The following is an 18,209-nucleotide window of genomic DNA, read 5'->3' as shown; positions in this document are numbered from 1 at the left end:
AAAGCATGATGATGAGAAAAAACCTGTATCTGCTGGGCGCCATACTCTCTCTGGTCTCCTTCAGCACCCCTGCCGCCGATAGCACTATTACGATTAGCGGATACGTAAGGGATAACACCTGCGCCGTGGCGGGTGAGTCAAAAGATTTTACCGTCGACCTGATGAATAACGCCGCCAAACAGTTTAATGCCGTCGGCACGACCACGCCGCTGGTGCCTTTTCGCATCGTGCTATCGCCCTGCGGCGGTTCCGTCACCGCGGTCAAAGTCGGTTTTACCGGCGTAGCGGATAGCGACAACACCAGCCTGCTTAAGCTGGACAGCGGCGTATCAGCAGCATCCGGCATCGGCGTGCAGATCCTTAACGGCAGCCGGGCCCCCCTGCTACTCAACGCCCCCTCGTCAAACATCGCGTGGACCACGCTGAAACCCGGGCAGACCAACACTCTGAACTTTTACGCCCGGCTGATGGCCGCGCGCGTCCCGATTACGGCAGGACACGTTAATGCCACCGCAACCTTCACGCTTGAATTTCAGTAACCGGAGGCTGAAATGAAATGGACTCATGCACCCTGGCTGCTGGCGGTAATCATGACCTTCGCCAGCGCCCCCCAAGCCGCCGATGTGACCATTACCGTTAACGGCAAAGTGGTGGCCAAACCCTGCACCATCGCCACCCCGAAGGCCACCGTCGACCTCGGTGATTTATACACCTTTAACATGCTTTCACCCGGCTCGGCATCAGGCTGGCATGACGTCACGCTCGAGCTCAGCAACTGTCCGGTTGGTACCTCACGGGTCACCGCCAGCTTCAGCGGCACGGCGGATGCCACCGGCTATTACAAAAACCAGGGGACGGCGGGCAACCTCCAGCTGGAGCTGCAGGACACCAGCGGCGCCCGGTTTAACAACGGCACAAGCAAAACGGTGGCCGTCAACGATGCCACGCAATCCACCCGCTTTCCATTGCGCGTCAGGGCGCTGACGGTTAATGGCGGGCCAACGCAAGGAACAATCCAGGCGGTGATTAACGTCACCTACACCTGGCTATAAGGCAGGAGAACGTTATGAATCAGCGGATTACCGCTCCCCGTAGATGTCATATGGCGCTGGTCAAGGCGCTGTGGCTGGCGATTGTGTTAGCGGGCTTTTCCACCAGCGTCAGGGCCTATACCTGCTACGACTCCACCGGCACCATATTAAATAGCGATTCCGGCGGGAAAGTATCCAACGTCTACGTGAACCTGCAGCCAAGCCTCGGGGCCGGGCAGAACCTGGTCGTCGACTTATCCAGCTCGATTTTTTGTAAAAATGACGCGCCGGACCGGCGCAACGACATGGTAAGCATGCTACAGGGCTCGGCCTATAGCGGCCTGTTGACCAATTTTACCGGCTCTTTAAAGTACTATGGGGTTAGCTATAGCTTCCCGCTAAACTCCCCGACCGCCAGCCACAACTTTACTTCCGGTAACTACACCAGCTGGAATACCCAGCTCTACCTGACGCCAATATCCACCGCCTCCGGGCTGGCGATAAGCGCCGGCTCGCATATCGCCACGCTGGTCATGTATCAGGTGGGTTCCGATATCAACGGCGGCGGTAACGTTCGTACCTCAAAATTTACCTGGAATATCTATTCCAACAATAGCGTGATTATCCCGACGGGCGGCTGCGATGTTTCCGCTCGCAACGTCACGGTAACGCTGCCTGAGTACCCGGGTTCAACCGCTGTTCCGCTTACGGTACGCTGCGGGCAAAATCAAAAGATAGGTTTTTACCTCTCCGGCACCACGGCGGATAGCGCCAACACCGTTTTCACCAATACCTCTTCCGCCTCACCGGCTCAGGGCATTGGCGTTCAGCTACTGCGCAATGGCACCATCCTGCGTTCAAACAGTACCGTCTCAATGGGAACCGTGGGCACCTCCGCGGTCAACCTGGGACTCACCGCAACCTATGCGCGCACCAGCGGCCAGGTCACCGCGGGCAACGTGCAATCCATTATTGGGGTGACCTTTGTTTACCAGTAACGCGCCTGCGGCGCGTGATAGAACGGGAATGGACTATATTCTTTCGCCCTGCTCGCTGGTCGCCGATGGATTAGTCAAAGTGATGATGGCCAACAGCATGCAGCCCGTTGTGCTGCCATCGGATGCGACGAGGCTTCCCGGCGACGCGAACATTCGCCGCATCATCGTTTTTCTGCCGGAAACGCCGGCCAGGCTGCTCGCCACCCTACAGCAGGCCGCTGCGTTTCTCGAACGTTCGGCAACGCCGCTGCCGATGCTGATCCTTAGCCGCAGTCCGGCCAGTTGGCTGTGGCACACGCTGCTGCATCAGGTCATCGATCGCCATTTACTTTCTGAAGTGCGATCCGCCGCCTCGGACCTGCCCGTCCCCAGCCTGACCGCAGTGCTCCAGGACTACATTCTGCAAAGATATCCTTCGCTTAAGCAGTTGGCCGACGAAGAGATACGCCTCGGCGGAAAGCGCCCCAGCGGGCTCACCAGGCCGGAGCTCAATGCCATTCTCGGTCTACTCAGCGGATACAGCGTCAACGCCCAGGCAAAGCGCCGCGGCATTAGCCACAAAACGCTTTATAACCAGCGCACAGCAGGACTGAAAAAAATGGTGGAACATTATCCTCAGCTGGCAACCCGTTTCCCCGGCAGCCAGACCAAAGGGCAGAAGATCCAGCCGGATGCCGCGCTCTCCGCCTTTGAGCGCGAATTTGTCCACGCGATTCACTGTCGGCAAATTTTCCCGGTCTTCCAGCCCATCACTGACGATCGGATGCGGCTAAAAGGTTTAGAGATCCTCTGTCGCTGGCGGCAAAAAGGTCAGGTTCTGCTTCCCGGCGAGTTTTTACCGCAGATACGTTCCGCGTACGCCTGGCTGGTGTTGACAGCCTTTATGCTTCGCGAGGCCGTGGAGAGTATCAATTTGCATCCAGGTGAGTTTTATTTCTCAGTCAATATTCCCGCCGCTATCGCCAGCAATGACAACCTGATCCGCATGCTGGAGACCGCGCGCCAACAGCTGCGCGAGCCCCATCTGTCCTCGAGGTTGGTACTGGAATTTGCTGAAACCCTGGACCTCAACCTGCAGAGTAAAATTGCCGATAATATTTCCCGGCTACGCAAGCAGGGCTTTGCCATTATGCTCGATGACTGCTTTTCACAAAGCAGCGTCATGTTTCCAGTGAGGTCGGTCAGGTTCAGCGCCTATAAGCTGGATATGAGCATCGTCAACGATATGCAGCGCGATCCTCACGCCATGGCCCTGATCAAAAGCCTGCTTTACTACTGCCAGCTAACCGGTAGCCGCTGTGTTGCCGAAGGCGTGGACAGCCTGGATAAATTCAACCGACTGAGAGCTCTGGGAATCGACCGTTTTCAGGGTTATCTCATTTCGCCGCCGGTGGAGCGGGAAAACGTCAGTGACCTTATCCACCAGCTTTTATCCGGCCGCAATCTGAGCCTTATCGACGGATGAAAAATCCCCAGAAGACGTCGCCGACCGCGCCAGGCTAAAATAGTTGCGCCAGCGCGCTGGCGCATTTATTCAGGCGCGGATATCGTCGTACTCGCGGGTATTATCAAATTCATGTTTGGCAAACGGGCATAGTGGAATAATTTTGCGCTGCTCGCCGCGCATTTTTTCTACCACTTTCGCCACCAGCTTTTTCCCTACCCCCTGTCCTTTCAGGCTGGGGTCGACGTCGGTATGCTCAATAATGCTGAGGTGCTCGCCCGTAGGCACAAAAACAATTTCCGCCACCTGATTCCCGTCAGCATCATTGACGTAAAACTTATTATGACCTTCCAGTATTTCCATCGTTTCCTCGCTTATTTTTGGCGATACTTCAGTGCGCCGCTCGGGCAGGTATCAATAACCTTAACCACCGTGTCCACGTCCACTTCATCGGGGACGATCCACGGTTTGCGTTTCAGGTTGAAAAGCTTCGCGCTGCCGCGCACGCAGTTGCCCGAGTGCTGACAGATATCGGTGTTAAAATAGACATCGATTTTCTCGCCGGTATAGGCGCGATAACCCGCGTCCAGTAGTTCTTTATCCATGACATTGCCTCAGTTCTGACTATTTTTTATAACTTTGTCTCTAAGCATAGTCCTGCCAACAACCGCTGACTATCGGTAACGGGTGAAATTTTATTTCGGTAGCCGCACGCCATTAATGCAGAATGAATGATTTTCTATGCACTCTTTAGCCAAAGAAAATGTTCTGATTGCCGATAAAGTACGGACGCTTCTGTTATATCCATCTTTAATTTCCCTGGCAGTGAGATTAAACTCATTCCATCCTAACCCGAGCACTCAGGTATTTAGTCTTGAATCGCATTGTAAAGCTGGCGCGCCCTTCGCTCTTATTCTCGCTATTTACGCTCACCGGCTGCTCATTATCCCCGGCGATTCCGGTATTAGGCGCTGCCTTTCCAGGCTGGTTCTTCTGCTTATTAGGCGCCTCGCTATTACTTATTCCCTGCCATATCCTGATTGTGCGTAAAGGATGGCAGTCGCGATTTTCTCCGCTGGTCTTCAGCTATCTGGCGCTGATGTTCCTGTTCGCCACGATTCTGTGGTTCCTGTTCTTCGTAAACTAGATACCTATGACTCAATCCCGCTCAAGCGTTATCCGCAAAAAATGGCCCCTGCTGGCGCTCGTTCTCGCCGCTATTGTGGCGCTAATTGTGGTTATCTGGCAGCTGCAAACCTCGCCGGAAACCAACGATGCCTACGTCTATGCCGACACCATCGACGTGGTGCCAGAAGTGAGCGGGCGGATCGTCGAGATGCCTATTCGCGACAATCAACGGGTAAAAAAAGGCGACCTGCTGTTCCGCATCGACCCGCGCCCCTACCAGGCGATGCTCGACGATGCCAAAGCCCGCCTGACCACGCTTGATGCGCAGATTATGCTGACCCAGCGCACGATCAAAGCGCAGGAGTACAACGCGCAGTCGGTCAGCGCCGCCGTTGAACGCGCTAAAGCGCTGGTTAAGCAGACCACCTCTTCACGCATACGCCTTGAGCCACTGGTACCGCAAGGGTTTGCCTCACAAGAAGATCTGGATCAGGCGCGAACGGCCGAAAAAGCGGCGCGCGCCGAACTGGAGGCCACCCTGCTGCAGGCGAAACAGGCTTCCGCCGCCGTGACCGGCGTCGATGCCATGGTGGCGCAGCGCGCGGGGATCCTCGCGCAGATTGCGCTGGCGGAGCTGCACCTTGAATTCACCGAAGTGCGTGCGCCGTTTAACGGTGTAGTGGTGGCGCTGAAAACGACGATCGGCCAGTACGCCTCGGCCCTTAAGCCGGTCTTTACCCTGCTGGATGACGACCACTGGTACGTGGTGGCGAACTTCCGCGAAACCGACTTGCAGAACGTGCGGCCCGGCGTTCCGGCAAGAATCACCGTCATGACCAACCACAGCCGTACCTTTGAGGGCGTGGTCGACTCGGTCGGCACCGGCGTTCTGCCCGACGGCGGCAGCGTCATCGAGGGCCTGCCGGTCATCCAGAAGAGTATCAACTGGGTCCACGTCTCCCAGCGCTTCCCGGTCAAAATCGCCGTCAAAGACCCCGACCCGGCCCTGTTCCGTATGGGCGCCTCCGCCAGCGCCGTTCTGCAGCCGCAATAAGGAGACGGCATGCAGAGCTTATGGCCGTTTCTCACCCGAGAACTCCACGATGCGCCGGGGCGGGCGAACTACACCTTGCGCCTGACGCTCAGCTGCGCGGTGCTGATCGTGCTGTTTATGACGTTGCATATTCCCTTCCTCGCCGTCGCCCTGATCGTGGTGTTTTACGTCAGCCAGCCTAACGTGCTGATGATTAAGCTGGTCAGCGTGGTTTTCGTGCTCACCGTCAGCGTCGCGCTCGGCGGCGTGCTGCTGATTATCAAGTGGACCTATGACTATCCGCTGATCCGCCTGGTCGCCTCGGTGATCCTGTTCTTCTGCGCCATTTATCTGATGCGGGTGCTCGGCAAGCTGGGGCTGGCATTTTTCGTGGTGGCGCTGGCGGTCATCTACGCCCAGACCTTCCCGTCGATGACCAGCCAGAGCGAAATTCTGGTGCGCCTGCTGCTGTGGCTATGGGTAGCAATTAATACCGCCATTCTGGTGACGCTGCTGGTCAACGCCTGTTTCCAGCAGGCCTTTCCCGGCTATCAGTTTAAAGCCCGGCTGGTGGTGATGCTGCGCCAGACGGCGAAGGTGCTTAGCCAACCGGATGCTGGAGAGTCGCAGCCTACCTTTACCGAGATCGCCGGGCAGTTTAACCAGCTGCAGTCCCTGTATCAGCAGGCTGCACGCGCCACGCCGGAGATCGCCGCCGACCCGCAGGCCTGGCAGGCGCTGATGGCCGCCGCGCTGCGCTGCTATCATTTGACGGCGCTGCTCCAGCCGGGCGACGACCATTCCGATGCGCGTCAGCGGATAGCCCACGAACTTAACGCGCTGGCGGATAATTTGCCCAGCCCCACGGCGGTGGATATTGAGCCGTTGATGGTCCCGCGCGACGGCGCCAACGGCGCCATTTTGCAGGAGATCGCCGAGGTGCTGGCGCGGCTGGCGCGCGGCGAAGACATCGCGTTACCGCAGGGTGAAGTGGAAAAAGCGCCGCTGCTACTGCCGGACGCGTGGTCCAATCCCGCCTATCTACACTTTGCCCTGAAAACGCTGCTGGCGACGCTGCTGTGCTACGTTTTCTATACCGCCGCCGACTGGCAGGGCATCCACACCATCATGCTGAGCTGCGTGATCGTCGCCCAGCCGGGCCTGGGCGCAACCATGCAGAAAACGTGGCTGCGCATCGGCGGCGCGCTGCTGGCTACGCTGATTGCGCTTCTGCTGATCGTCTTTGTGCAACCCTGGACCGACTCGCTAAGCGGCCTGTTGGCGATGACCCTGCCGGTTTTCGCGCTGGCGGCGTGGATTGCGGCAGGCTCGGAGCGCATCGCCTACGCCGGCATTCAGATAGGCTTTACCTTCGCGCTGGCGTTCCTCAGCTGGTTTGGCCCGCTCAGTAACCTTACCGAACTGCGCGACCGGGTTATCGGTATCCTGCTCGGCGTGCTGGTCTCCTCCATTGTTCATCTCTATTTATGGCCCGATAGCGAAGCGCCGCGGCTTAAGGCGCGTCTGGCGCAGCTGTATCGTCAGCTGGCGCAGACCCTCGCCGCCCGCGACGATGAGGTTCAACTGGTACCGCTCTTTGCCGCGCTGACCGAAAGCGAAACCTTAATTAACCGGGTGTCCGCCGAGCCGTTGGGAACCTACGCGCACCCGTGGCCGGAAGCGAAAAACTGGCCGACGCGGGCGACTTTTCGTCAGGCAGAAGAGATCCTGCGCCTCAGTGAAGGCTATCGCCTGAATGCGGCGTCGGGGGATACCTTTTTATCCCGCTGCGCCCCGCGGCTTGAGGACTACGCCGCCGGTATCGACGCGCAGCAAACCACCGCAGAACGCTCTCAGGCGTTTCTCCCGGACCCGGCGAATCCGTTTGGCGCGCCGCTGGTCCACGCGTTGGCCGCCCTGCCGGCGTGGCCCTTTGCATCCTCCGTTATTCCGCGACAGGCAACCCGCTCATGATAAACATCACTCCTCCTCCGCGCGTCTGGCGTACCCCGGCGCTTGCCTTCGCCCTGACGCTGTTAACCGGGTGCGCGTTAATTCAGGACGATCCCGGCCAGGTGCCGCTGGTCAAGCCGCAGCAGGCCGAGCTGGCGCAGGTGATCCATCTGGCGAATAGCGGCTGGCCGACGGCGCGCTGGTGGGAAGGCTATCAGGATCCGCAGCTCAATATGCTGGTCAACCGCGCGTTGCAGAATTCACCCACTATGCAGGCTGCGCGGCTGCGTATTTCGCAATCGCAGTCCACCGTGGAGCTGGCGCAGTCGGCAATGGGCGTGCAGGCCACCGCCGTGGCGGCGCAAAACCGCCTGCGGGTGACCAATAAACAGTTCACCTGGCCCTACTCCTTCTCCCTGCCGGTGGATAAAAACGGCCCCTGGTACACGTTGAATACGGTCGGCGTAGGGGCAACGCTGAATATCGATTTATGGGGCGCCGACCGCGCCCGCGTCGCCGCCGCGATTGGCGAAAAGAACGCCCGCCAGGCGGAGACCGCCGGTATCGAGCTGGATCTCGCCAGCAGCGTCGCCCAGCTCTATTTCGCGATGCAGGCAACCTTCCAGAAAATCGAATTACTCAACCAACTGGAGGCCATCGCCAGTCTCTCGGTGCGGGCCCATGAGCATCGTACCGCGCGCGGCGTCGAGGATAGCGTCGATGTCGCCAATGCCCAGGCGGAGCTGCTGGCGGCGCAGCAGCAGGTGATTACGGCGCAGGGAACGATAACGCAGTATCGGGAAACCCTGCGGGCGCTGATCGGCGCTGATGCGCATAGCATGCCGGAGATCCATCCGGTGGCGCTGCCGGCGCTGCAGGAAACGCTCCCGGACTCGCTCTCGTTTGAGCTGCTGGCCCGCCGCCCGGACCTGCAGGCGCTGCGCGGCTACGTTAGCGCCTCGATGAGCCAGGTGGACGCGGCAAAAGCGGCCTTTTACCCGCACTTTGATATCAAGGCCTTCTGGGGCTACAACGCCCTGAGCGTCGGCGACCTGTTTAAGTCCTCCTTCCAGCAGATCAATATACTGCCGGGGCTCTATTTACCGCTGTTTGACGGCGGGCGCTTAAACGCCACCCTGAAATCGACGCGTACGGCGAGCAATATCCTGATTAAGCAGTACAACCAGGCGGTGCTGGACGCGGTGCGCGACGTGGCGATTAGCTCCAGCCAGTTGAACGATTTGAACCAGCAGGCCGCCCTGCAGCAGCAGAAAGTGACGGCGGCGATGGTGACCACCCGCAGCGCCAGCGCGCACCATCAGCGCGGGCTGGTCAGCTACTATGCGGCGCAGGAGGCGCGTCGCCCGGCCATCGCGCAGCAGCTTTTGCTGCTGGATATCCAGGCCCAGCGGCTCAGCACTGATATCACGTTGATTAAAGCATTGGGCGGCGATTACCGCGGCCCGGCGCTGAGCGAGAACGCCCCATCGCGCTAGCTTAACAGGCGCCATTCGCGCGCCTGGTTTACCGCCTGGATGCGTCCCTTCACCTGCAGCTTTTCATACAGCTGCTTAAGGTGCCATTTGACGGTTTCCGCCGAAATACCCAGCTCGCGCGCGACGCCCTTATTGGAATAGCCGTCGGCAATTAAACGCAGGGTCTGCTGCTCCCGTTCGGTCAGCCGCAGGGCGGGCGGCTGCGGGCGGGCGCTATCAATCGCGATGTCGGCGGCGGCGAAACGCGACAGCACAGCGGCGATATCGGCGGTCAGCGCATCATCCGCCGCGCCGCGCTTGTGTATCTCCGCCAGCAGCGCAGCCATCTCTTCCCTCCCCTCCAGCAGGCTGCGCCATAACCCCTGATGCAGCGCGCGCGCAAGCGCCGGTCGGCAGATAACCATCGCCTGCTCCCGCTCGCCGGCACGCCAGAGGGCGAGCGCCTGCCTGAGCCGCAAACGCACGGCGAACAGCCACTCGCCGCTAGTTTCCCGTACGCCGGCCAGCGTATCCAGCAGCCGCGCGGCGGCCAACGGTTCGCCGGCGGCGATAAGGAGGCGGCTCTGGCTGAGCGCGATATATCCGCCGGCAGCCTCCGTCTGGCTAAGGATCTGCAGACGAAGCAGCAGCGCCTCAGCGGCCAGTTTGTCGCCCGCGTGAAGCGCGACGGCGATCCGCTCCGCCAGCAGCGGCGCCTGCGCCCGCAGCCAGCCGCGCTGGGCCGCCAGCCCTTCGGCATGCAGTAATAGCGATTCGGCCTCCGCGAGCCGCCCCGTTTCTCGGGCCTGGCGGGCCAGGACGATGTAGGTGCGGCTAAGGCCGTCCGGCGGACAAAAGCTGTCGATAGTCTCCAGACGCGGAACCAGCAGGCTTTGCGCTTGCTCTCCCTTCCCCTGCTCCCAGGCGATCTCCGCCAGGATGGGCGCCAGGGTTGCGCCGCTGCTGGCGTTCTCACCGGCGTGCCGCTCCGCGTAGCGCAGCGCCCGTGCCGCCTGGCGTTCCGCTTCGGCAAGATTTCCCTGACGCAGATAGCTCTGCGCCATGACGAACGCCCGGTAAACCGTCACGAACAGGTTGCGGTTAGCGAGGTTAACGCCGGATACCCGCTGCTGAACCTCCAGCGCCTGCTGCGGCCGGGAGTCCGCCAGATGACAGTAGCTGAGGATGTTGCATACCAGGCCATCGACCCAGATATCGCCGCAGGGCACCTCGCGCAGCAGCGGTTCGACAATGGCGATACTGCGATCGATATTGTCGGCAAAGGCTTCGCAGATCGCGCGCACTACCCGCAGCTTAACCCACGCGCTGTGGGCCAGCGCCTCGCCATGCGCCGCCGATTGCATCTCAATGGCATCCAACAGCTGGCGGGCTTCGCTGAATCGGAAACGGTGGGCTAGCGCCCAGGCCAGGTTTAGCTGCAGCGCAATGCGCGACGGGTCAGGATGCGCAGGCAGATAACAGATCCACTGCACCAGGGTATCGATATCCCCCTCTTCCGCCAGCGACTGCGCGCCGGCTTCCGCATCCTTCGCCGCCGACGTCCCGGCGGCCAGAGCATGGCGTATCGCCTCGGCCCACAGCTGCTGTGAGGCGAACCAGCCGCTGGCGCGGTCGTGCAGCTGGCGAATATCAATCTCACCGCTGTGCCGCAGGCGGTGCAGCAGCGCGTCGCGCATCAGCGGGTGATAGCGAAACCAAAGGCCGCTTTCATCCAGCGCGGAAAGAAACAGGTTATGCCGCTCTATCCACGCCAGCATCGCGCTGGCGTTATTGCGGCCGCAGACGACGTCGCACAGCGCCGGATGCAGGCGATTAAGCATCGAGGTCTGCAGAAGGAAGTCGAGCACCTCTGGCGGCAGCGGCGCGAAAATCACCTCATCCAGATAGCGGGAGATTGACCGCGAGCCGGCGCTGTGCCCCATCGCCGTGGAGGCGTCCGCAGAGAGCGCGGCCATTTTCATTCCCGCGATCCACCCTTCCGTGAGCGCGATTAGCCGCGGGATCGCCTGCGGATCCAGCCCCGATGCGCCGGAGAACCAGGCGCGGGCTTCGCTGGGGGTAAAGCGCAGCTCGGGGTCGTACACCTCCAGCAGCTGATCCTGCATATGCAGACGGCTGAGGGCTAAAGACGGCTGACTGCGGCTACCGATAATCAGGTGCAGCGCCGGCGGCGCATGGTCCAGCAGCCAGCTCATTCCCTGATGAATCGCCGGATCGCTGATGCATTGATAGTCGTCGAGGATCAGATACAGCGGGTGCGGGCACTGATTAAGCTGATTAACGAGTTCAGCAAAGAACAGGGGGAGATCGGCCGGAAGCTCGCCTTGCAGCAGCTGCAGAAACGACGGGCTCCACCCCTGCCACAAGGGCCGCAGCGCCTCCTGCAGATAGCGTATAAACAGTAGCGGCGCGTTGTCATCCTCTTCAAGGCTCAGCCAGGCCAGCGCATCCCCTTGTCGAAGGCGGTGCCGGTACCACTGCGCCAGCAGGGTGGTTTTGCCAAATCCGGCGGGCGCGCGCACCAGGGTTAAACGGCGGGAGACGGCGGCGTCGAGGCGCTGTAGCAGGCGCTCCCGCGACAGCAGACTTTCCGGCGTACGGGGCGGCGTAAAGCGCGTGGAGATAAGCGGCAGTGTCCCCGTGAAGCGTAAAGGTTCCTGATGAACAAGCGCTGCCAGCGCATCATCCGCCGAGGATAAAAAGGCCATACCACGATTACTCCTTAATCCAGTCCGTACGCTCATTATCCCCCCCATCAGGGGGGTAGGCCACGCTTATCGCGCCCGATAGAGTAGTGCCATTCGCCGCAGCGGCTACGACGACATCGGCCGCGGGCCTCCCTAGTTTATTAATCAGTACAAGGTGAGTACAGACATGGCTATCGAAAATAAAGTTGCGCTGGTAACCGGCGCCGGTCAGGGCATTGGCCGCGGTATTGCGTTGCGTCTGGCCAAAGACGGCGCGTCGGTGATGCTGGTCGACGTGAACCCTGAAGGGATTGCCGCCGTCGCCGCCGAAGTGGAAGCGCTGGGACGCAAAGCAGCCACCTTCGTCGCTAACATCGCCGATCGCGCGCAGGTGTACGCCGCCATTGATGAAGCGGAAAAACAGCTGGGCGGCTTTGATATTATCGTGAACAACGCCGGGATCGCCCAGGTTCAGGCGCTGGCCGATGTGACGCCTGAAGAAGTGGACCGCATCATGCGCATCAACGTTCAGGGTACCCTGTGGGGTATTCAGGCGGCGGCGAAAAAATTCATCGATCGTCAGCAGAAAGGGAAAATCATCAACGCCTGCTCTATCGCCGGTCATGATGGTTTCGCGCTGCTGGGCGTTTATTCCGCCACCAAATTTGCCGTACGCGCCCTGACGCAGGCGGCGGCGAAGGAGTATGCCAGCCGCGGCATTACGGTTAATGCCTACTGTCCGGGGATTGTGGGAACCGGGATGTGGACCGAAATCGATAAGCGCTTTGCGGAAATTACCGGTGCGCCGGTGGGCGAAACTTATAAAAAATACGTTGAAGGCATCGCCCTTGGCCGCGCCGAAACGCCGGACGATGTGGCAAGCCTGGTCTCTTATCTGGCAGGCCCGGATTCCGATTATGTTACCGGTCAGTCGATTCTGATCGATGGCGGTATTGTTTACCGTTAAGGGATAAACCCGGCGCAGAACGCGCCGGGTTTTTGCGGGGTTACGCGTTAGCCGCGGGCTCCTGCGGCTTGTCGCTACGGGTGTTTTCCAGCATCCGGCGAACCGGAACAATCAGCAGGCACAGCACCGCGGCGCAGATCAGCAGCGCAATAGAGCAGCGTGCGAACAGGTCGGGCAGCATATCCAGCTGATCGGCCTTCACGTGACCGCCAATCAGACCCGCCGCCAGGTTCCCCAGGGCGCTGGCGCAGAACCACAGCCCCATCATCTGGCCGCGCATTCTTTCCGGCGCCAGCAGCGTCATGGTCGCGAGGCCAATCGGGCTGAGGCACAGCTCGCCCAGCGTCAGCATCAGAATACTGCCCACCAGCCACATCGGCGAGACGCCCGCGCCGTTGTTGCTCAGGACGTTTTGCGCCGCCAGCATCATCAGGCCAAAGCCCGCCGCCGCGCATAAAATACCGATAACAAACTTGGTGATGCTGCTCGGACGCACGTTTTTACGCGCCAGCGCAGGCCACGCCCAGCTAAATACCGGCGCCAGCAGAATAATAAACAGGGCGTTAATCGACTGGAACCACACCGCCGGGATCTCGAAGGAGCCGAGCATACGGTTGGTATAGTCGTTAGCGAACAGGTTAAACGAGGTCGGTTTCTGCTCAAACGCCGACCAGAAAAAGGCGGCAGAGATCAGCAGGATAAAGCATACCAGCAGGCGGGCGCGCTCTTTGCGGCTCAATCCGGCGAAGACGAACAGGTAGATAAAATAGAGTACCACCGACGCCGCAATCACGTAGACCAGTACGCTGGCGACCGCCACCGGGTTAATCACGATAACGCCCTGGGCAATCAAGGCGATGATAACCGCCACGCCCACCGTTAGCGCCAGCAACCATGCGCCGACGCCATTTCGTTTCACTACCGGGCTGTTCCAGGTGGAATCGAGGCCGACTTCACTGTCGTAGCGTTTCATCGCCGGGACGGCAAAAACGCGGAAGATAATCAGCGCGACCAGCATCCCGATGCCGCCGATGCCGAAGCCCCAGTGCCAGCCGTGGGATTTAATCAGCCAGCCGGAGATCAGCGGGGCGATAAACGACCCCATGTTGATGCCCATATAAAACAGCGAGAAGCCGCCATCGCGGCGCGCATCGCCTTTTTTGTAGAGGGTACCGACCATCACCGAAATACAGGTTTTAAACAGGCCGGAACCGAGCACGATAAACATCAGGCCAATAAAGAACAGGCTATCGCCCATCACCGCCGACAGGGCGATGGAGAGATGGCCCAGAGCGATCAGTATCGAACCGTACCAGACCGCCTTTTGTTGCCCGAGCCAGTTATCAGCCAGCCAGCCGCCCGGCAGCGCGGCAAGATACATGGTCCCGGCAAAGATCCCGACAATGGCCGACGCGTTCTCGCGCGCCAGCCCCATCCCACCGTCATAGACGGTGGCCGCCATAAACAGGATCAGTAACGGACGAATACCGTAAAACGAGAACCGTTCCCACATTTCGGTGAAAAACAGTGAACCGAGGGGGTAAGGATGACCAAAAAAGGTCCGAGTTTCATTTTTATTAACAGAGGAATGCATAACTTCTCCCAAAGATGTCCGCAGCGCTTTAACGCAGCGGAAAGCGTGTTGGCCTTTTATACATAAGACCAATCATTCACATTTAATGTGACGTAATTTAACCATTTGATAACCTAATAATGGTCCTGTCTAGTCCCTTCCCCCAACTTTTTAGATGAAAAGTCGACAAACGTCTACTTTTACAGATTTAAAGTTGGTGAGAGGGGAAATGTGATTGACAGAGGCATTCATGACAAAAATGATACTTTTCTATTTAATTACAATAAGTTAATAAATTACCATAGCAACCTCATCCCACCAGGAAACCCGGGCGGTAAAAGGGGGAAAAGCAGGAAAAAACAGCATTAATGGTGGGCTTTATTGAGTAACGCCGTTTAATGGCATTCTCATCGACTCAAACAAGACGGGACTCGCGGCAGGGAATATTCCAACCGGCAGCCGGAGGAACGCTCGTAGCGAGCATCCCGACTAGATGGCCCGCTGACGGAGAGGAAATATCTACAGATAGCGGATCAAAAAGACGATAAGCCCCTCAATCATTTGTGGCTTCATGACTCTAAAAAGATACTTAAACTTTTTATGGGATATTTTTACAATGCGCCATTTCGCTTTTGATGTCACCAGCCTCAGGGTGAGCCTGACTTTCAGCGATAGACTTTCTTCAGATACAACGATCCGCACTTTATTTCTTGCATAGTCATATTTGAAACTAATATCAAAAAAGAAGCCATCGTTTGCCACGGTTATTTTTTTGGTATCACCAAAAGATCCCTTGGTAACTTTATTATCAGGGTTAGCTTTTAGATGTGACAATATTGAGACATACAAGCACACGAATTTTATTTTAAACTCATGCCGCTGTCGTTTTATTTTCTCCTTTTCTTCCCTTAATCTTTCCAGGCTATTTGTCATCGAACTCATTTATTCTTCCTGCCATATGATGTCTATCCTACATAATCACCAGCGAAGTTTTTAAAATAGGATAGCATCACGATAATTCTCCATGCGGATAATCAGACAACGCCTCAGAATATTATTTCTGTAGCGTTCGGTAATAACCGCTCATTATGGCTTGCATAATGACAATATATAAAATATGGTTTTTACTGTCATAACGCGATTCTGACATAAAGATTGAAATAAAATCCACTTTTTATTTCATTAGACATGTTTTTCAGAAGTTTCACGTAACATTTTAAATGTCTACTTGCTAAGGATTATATTAGCTATGCGCATAATGTATTGAAAACTTTTAAAAAGCGGGAAAACCAGTGACCCGTTTGTTCGTTGACGGATAGGCCGATGCTCCCGATGGCATACAGGTACGTTTGAGGCGCTATACCCTCCGGGGGTATCTTTACTGTACGCCACTATCAACGACGATTTCATCCAGCGTGGTTTCATTTCGCTATATTCTGGAGAAGCCATCACTTTCTCAGCGCCGGGTTTATCTTAGCCAACAGCGGGTATCCTTTACGCAGCGCATTACCGAGCCCTTTACCGTGGCACTCCGGGTCCGGTGGCGCCGCTGCCGGAACAGAACGCTAGGGGTGCGCCTCTTCATCCAGGGAGATCACCTGAATGCCGGCGTTGCGATACGCCTGAACGTCATCGGGCAGACGATCGACCACCACGGTATCAATCCGATCCGCGGCGGTAAATTGGGCAAGGGAGGTGTTATTCAGCTTGCTGTAGTCGCAGACGATAATCACCTGGCTGGCGTGTTCAACCATGCCGCGTTTCGTTTCTGCCAGCATGATATCGGCCACGCAGGCGCCGTGTTTCAGCGATAGCGAATTGGCGCCCATAAACGCTTTATCGACGTTCAGCGTATCGAGAATGGAGCGCCCGTTGATAGCCACCACGCAGTGGTACCCCTTCTTCACGATCCCACCCAGCAGAATGGTTTGAATAGAGGGGCTGGCTTCCAGCTCGCGGGCGATTTGGTAATCGTTGGTCACCACCGTGACGTTTTGTCTGTCGCGAATATTGCGCGCGATATGCAGGGTCGTGGTACCGGTATCCAGCACGATAATGTCGCCATCCTCAACCAGCGCCGCCGCGCGCTGGCCGATGCGCTCTTTCGCGCTGAGGTTGACGATTTCGCGCGCGTCAGAGGCCTGTTCAAAGCTTGCCCGCGTGCGAAGAACGGCGCCGCCGTGGGTACGGGTCAGCAGCCCCTCCTCTTCCAGCTGTCGGAGATCGGCACGAATGGTGGCGCCAGATACATTAAAGACGTCACACATCTCAGAAACAGCCACTTTGCGTTTTTCCCTGAGAATACTGAGCAACTTCTCCTGTCTTTCTTCTGCAAACATTCTGCCTCTCTCTATATTTACGGCGCTCTCCGCGCGATAGCATACCTTCAGTCTGGTCCCGCACTCAGCGCATCCAGCCTGTCGTATAAGGCGGCGGATTGCCGGTAGAGCGTATCAAAAAGCTCGCTGCAGGCCTGGTAATATTCCCGCAGACGGGGATCCGGCGAAATCAGCTTGTCGAACTGCACCGTCTGCCGCACGCCGCTGGCAAAATCGGCGTAAAGCCCTGCGCCAACCCCGGCGATAATACCGCATCCGGTGACGCCATTCTCCTGATTGCGCGTGGATAATATCGGAAGATTGTACGCCGCCGCTTTGATTTCAAGCCACAGCGGGCTGCGCGCGCCGCCGCCGGAAGCGATCATTTGCTGCGGATATTGCCCGCACGCTTGCAGCTGGCGAAGGTTGCGCCAGGACGCAAAGGCCACCCCTTCCAGAACCGCGCGAAATAAATGGCCGCGGCGATGCTTGCGCTGCAGGCCGAAAAACTGCGCCCGCGAGTTCGTGTGCTCGGCCAGGCGCTCTCCCGTCAGATAGGGAAGAAAGAGCAGCCCTTCCGCACCGGCAGGCACCGCGGCTGCTTCCTGCAAAAGCTGCGGGTGCGTTATCTGGTTATCGGCCAGCGCCAGCCGCGCCCAGCGGACGGCATCGCCTCCGGCATCCAGAATCGTAAATCCACCCCAGGCCGCGTTAGCCAGATGAAGATTATTGACCAGCGGATGACGTAACGGCCGCTGCGATACCACCGTTATTAGCGTCGACGTGCCGGTGGAGTCGGACGCCATCCCCGGCTCATACACGCCAGAACCGAGCAGAGAGGCCGCCATATCGGACGTGCCTGCCACCACCGGGATACCGACAGGTAGCCCCGTCGTATCGGATGCGCGCGGCGTCACCTGGCCGATGATGTCGCTGGAAAGTTTAAGCTCAGGTAGCTGATCGACCCGCAGGCCAAACGTTTCGCAGGCTTGCGAAGACCAGTTGCGGGTTTCGCTGTCCATCAGGAAATAGCAGGACGCCTCGCTATAGTCGGTCGCCAGGGCGCCGGTGAGCATGAAATTAATATAGTCCTTCGGCATTAACACTTTGGCGAGCTTTGGCCAACGCTCCGGATGATGTTCACGCCACCAGGCTAATTTAAAAGCCGGCCAGGCCGCCGCGGGCGGATTATTTAAATGCGCCAGCCACTTTTCCCGCCCTTCGCGCGCGGTAAAGGCATCCACCTGCGGCTGGCTGCGCTTGTCATTCCACAGCAGTGCCCGGTCCTCCACCAGCTCGCCGCAGTCGTCCAGCAGGACGGTGCCGTGCATCTGTCCGCAGGCGCCAATGACCGCAATCTGCGTAACCATTTCAGGATAGCGGTAGAGCACCTCGCGTATGCATTCACAGGCGGCCCGCCACCATAGAGAAGGAGCCTGTTCTGACCAGCCCGCACGCGGCGTGGTCTGCTCATACTCCCTCTGCGCAAAGCCGACCATCGTGCCATCAACGCACAAAATAGCGGCGCGGGTACTACCAGTGCCAACATCAATCGTGAGTATTTTATCTTTCATCACTGAC

The 18,209-nt window shown here is 58.2% G+C and carries 16 protein-coding genes; 9 read left to right on the top strand and 7 right to left on the bottom strand.

From position 1 onward, the window contains the following. The first annotated feature begins 11 nt into the window (after positions 1 to 11). Genes EGY08_RS20275 through EGY08_RS20260 form a run of 4 tightly spaced genes read left to right on the top strand, consistent with a single transcriptional unit; the run spans position 12 to position 3,494 of the window. On the top strand, positions 12 to 539 hold the full coding sequence (locus EGY08_RS20275; protein ID WP_162626091.1) for a fimbrial protein: 528 nt from the start codon (positions 12 to 14) through the stop codon (positions 537 to 539). A 12-nt stretch (positions 540 to 551) separates the two neighbouring features. Then, positions 552 to 1,052 carry a fimbrial protein gene (locus EGY08_RS20270; protein WP_004124772.1) on the top strand — a complete coding sequence of 167 codons (501 nt, stop codon included), beginning with the start codon at positions 552 to 554 and terminating at the stop codon, positions 1,050 to 1,052. A gap of 50 nt (positions 1,053 to 1,102) precedes the next feature. After that, a complete protein-coding gene (locus tag EGY08_RS20265; RefSeq protein ID WP_170100957.1) occupies positions 1,103 to 2,029 on the top strand; it encodes a fimbrial protein in 927 nt (308 codons plus the stop codon). 28 nt (positions 2,030 to 2,057) lie between these two features. Next, a complete protein-coding gene (locus EGY08_RS20260; RefSeq protein ID WP_123828846.1) occupies positions 2,058 to 3,494 on the top strand; it encodes an EAL domain-containing protein in 1,437 nt (478 codons plus the stop codon). A 69-nt stretch (positions 3,495 to 3,563) separates the two neighbouring features. Here the strand turns inward: EGY08_RS20260 and EGY08_RS20255 are convergent, their stop codons facing one another. Continuing rightward, positions 3,564 to 3,836: a GNAT family N-acetyltransferase gene (locus tag EGY08_RS20255; RefSeq protein ID WP_004124777.1), complete on the bottom strand. Its 273-nt coding sequence runs from the start codon at positions 3,834 to 3,836 to the stop codon at positions 3,564 to 3,566. Between the two features lie 11 nt (positions 3,837 to 3,847). After that, complete coding sequence (yjdI, locus tag EGY08_RS20250; protein ID WP_004124779.1) at positions 3,848 to 4,078, bottom strand: 4Fe-4S mono-cluster protein YjdI; 231 nt, start codon at positions 4,076 to 4,078, stop codon at positions 3,848 to 3,850. Positions 4,079 to 4,347: 269 nt separating this feature from the next. On the opposite strand from yjdI, the gene EGY08_RS20245 reads away from it, so the two are divergent. The 4 genes from EGY08_RS20245 to EGY08_RS20230 are packed head-to-tail and all read left to right on the top strand — an operon-like array spanning position 4,348 to position 9,083. Then, positions 4,348 to 4,620 (top strand): YtcA family lipoprotein, encoded by a 273-nt coding sequence (locus EGY08_RS20245; protein WP_004124782.1) that lies wholly within the window; start codon positions 4,348 to 4,350, stop codon positions 4,618 to 4,620. Positions 4,621 to 4,626: 6 nt separating this feature from the next. Further along, positions 4,627 to 5,655: a multidrug transporter subunit MdtN gene (mdtN, locus tag EGY08_RS20240; RefSeq protein ID WP_004124783.1), complete on the top strand. Its 1,029-nt coding sequence runs from the start codon at positions 4,627 to 4,629 to the stop codon at positions 5,653 to 5,655. A 9-nt stretch (positions 5,656 to 5,664) separates the two neighbouring features. Beyond that, a complete protein-coding gene (locus EGY08_RS20235) occupies positions 5,665 to 7,608 on the top strand; it encodes an FUSC family protein (RefSeq protein WP_123828845.1) in 1,944 nt (647 codons plus the stop codon). Continuing rightward, entirely contained in the window at positions 7,605 to 9,083 is a 1,479-nt protein-coding gene (locus EGY08_RS20230; protein WP_004124789.1) for an MdtP family multidrug efflux transporter outer membrane subunit, read from the top strand. Before EGY08_RS20235 ends, EGY08_RS20230 begins: the two co-directional genes overlap by 4 nt. Here the strand turns inward: EGY08_RS20230 and EGY08_RS20225 are convergent. Next, on the bottom strand, positions 9,080 to 11,791 hold the full coding sequence (locus EGY08_RS20225) for a LuxR C-terminal-related transcriptional regulator (protein WP_123828844.1): 2,712 nt from the start codon (positions 11,789 to 11,791) through the stop codon (positions 9,080 to 9,082). The two genes, EGY08_RS20230 and EGY08_RS20225, sit on opposite strands and share 4 nt — an antisense overlap. 166 nt (positions 11,792 to 11,957) lie before the next feature. On the opposite strand from EGY08_RS20225, the gene EGY08_RS20220 reads away from it, so the two are divergent. Next, on the top strand, positions 11,958 to 12,737 hold the full coding sequence (locus tag EGY08_RS20220; RefSeq protein WP_004124794.1) for an acetoin reductase: 780 nt from the start codon (positions 11,958 to 11,960) through the stop codon (positions 12,735 to 12,737). Between the two features lie 40 nt (positions 12,738 to 12,777). Here EGY08_RS20220 and EGY08_RS20215 read toward each other — a convergent pair whose 3' ends face one another. The 4 genes from EGY08_RS20215 to EGY08_RS20195 all read right to left on the bottom strand — a co-directional run bounded on the left by EGY08_RS20215 (position 12,778) and on the right by EGY08_RS20195 (position 18,202). Next, positions 12,778 to 14,331, bottom strand: coding sequence for a peptide MFS transporter (locus EGY08_RS20215; protein WP_004124798.1), 1,554 nt, complete (start codon positions 14,329 to 14,331; stop codon positions 12,778 to 12,780). A 498-nt stretch (positions 14,332 to 14,829) separates the two neighbouring features. Continuing rightward, positions 14,830 to 15,252 carry a hypothetical protein gene (locus tag EGY08_RS20210; protein ID WP_004124801.1) on the bottom strand — a complete coding sequence of 141 codons (423 nt, stop codon included), beginning with the start codon at positions 15,250 to 15,252 and terminating at the stop codon, positions 14,830 to 14,832. Positions 15,253 to 15,875: 623 nt separating this feature from the next. Then, a complete protein-coding gene (locus EGY08_RS20200; RefSeq protein WP_004124804.1) occupies positions 15,876 to 16,649 on the bottom strand; it encodes a DeoR/GlpR family DNA-binding transcription regulator in 774 nt (257 codons plus the stop codon). Positions 16,650 to 16,696: 47 nt separating this feature from the next. Beyond that, positions 16,697 to 18,202 (bottom strand): xylulokinase, encoded by a 1,506-nt coding sequence (locus tag EGY08_RS20195; RefSeq protein WP_004124808.1) that lies wholly within the window; start codon positions 18,200 to 18,202, stop codon positions 16,697 to 16,699. Positions 18,203 to 18,209: the final 7 nt, after the last annotated feature.

Source organism: Klebsiella sp. FDAARGOS_511 (genome assembly GCF_003812845.1).
Lineage (GTDB): Bacteria > Pseudomonadota > Gammaproteobacteria > Enterobacterales > Enterobacteriaceae > Klebsiella > Klebsiella grimontii.
The sequence above is the reverse complement of the archived record's forward strand: the minus strand, read 5'-3'. Positions and strand labels throughout refer to the sequence as shown.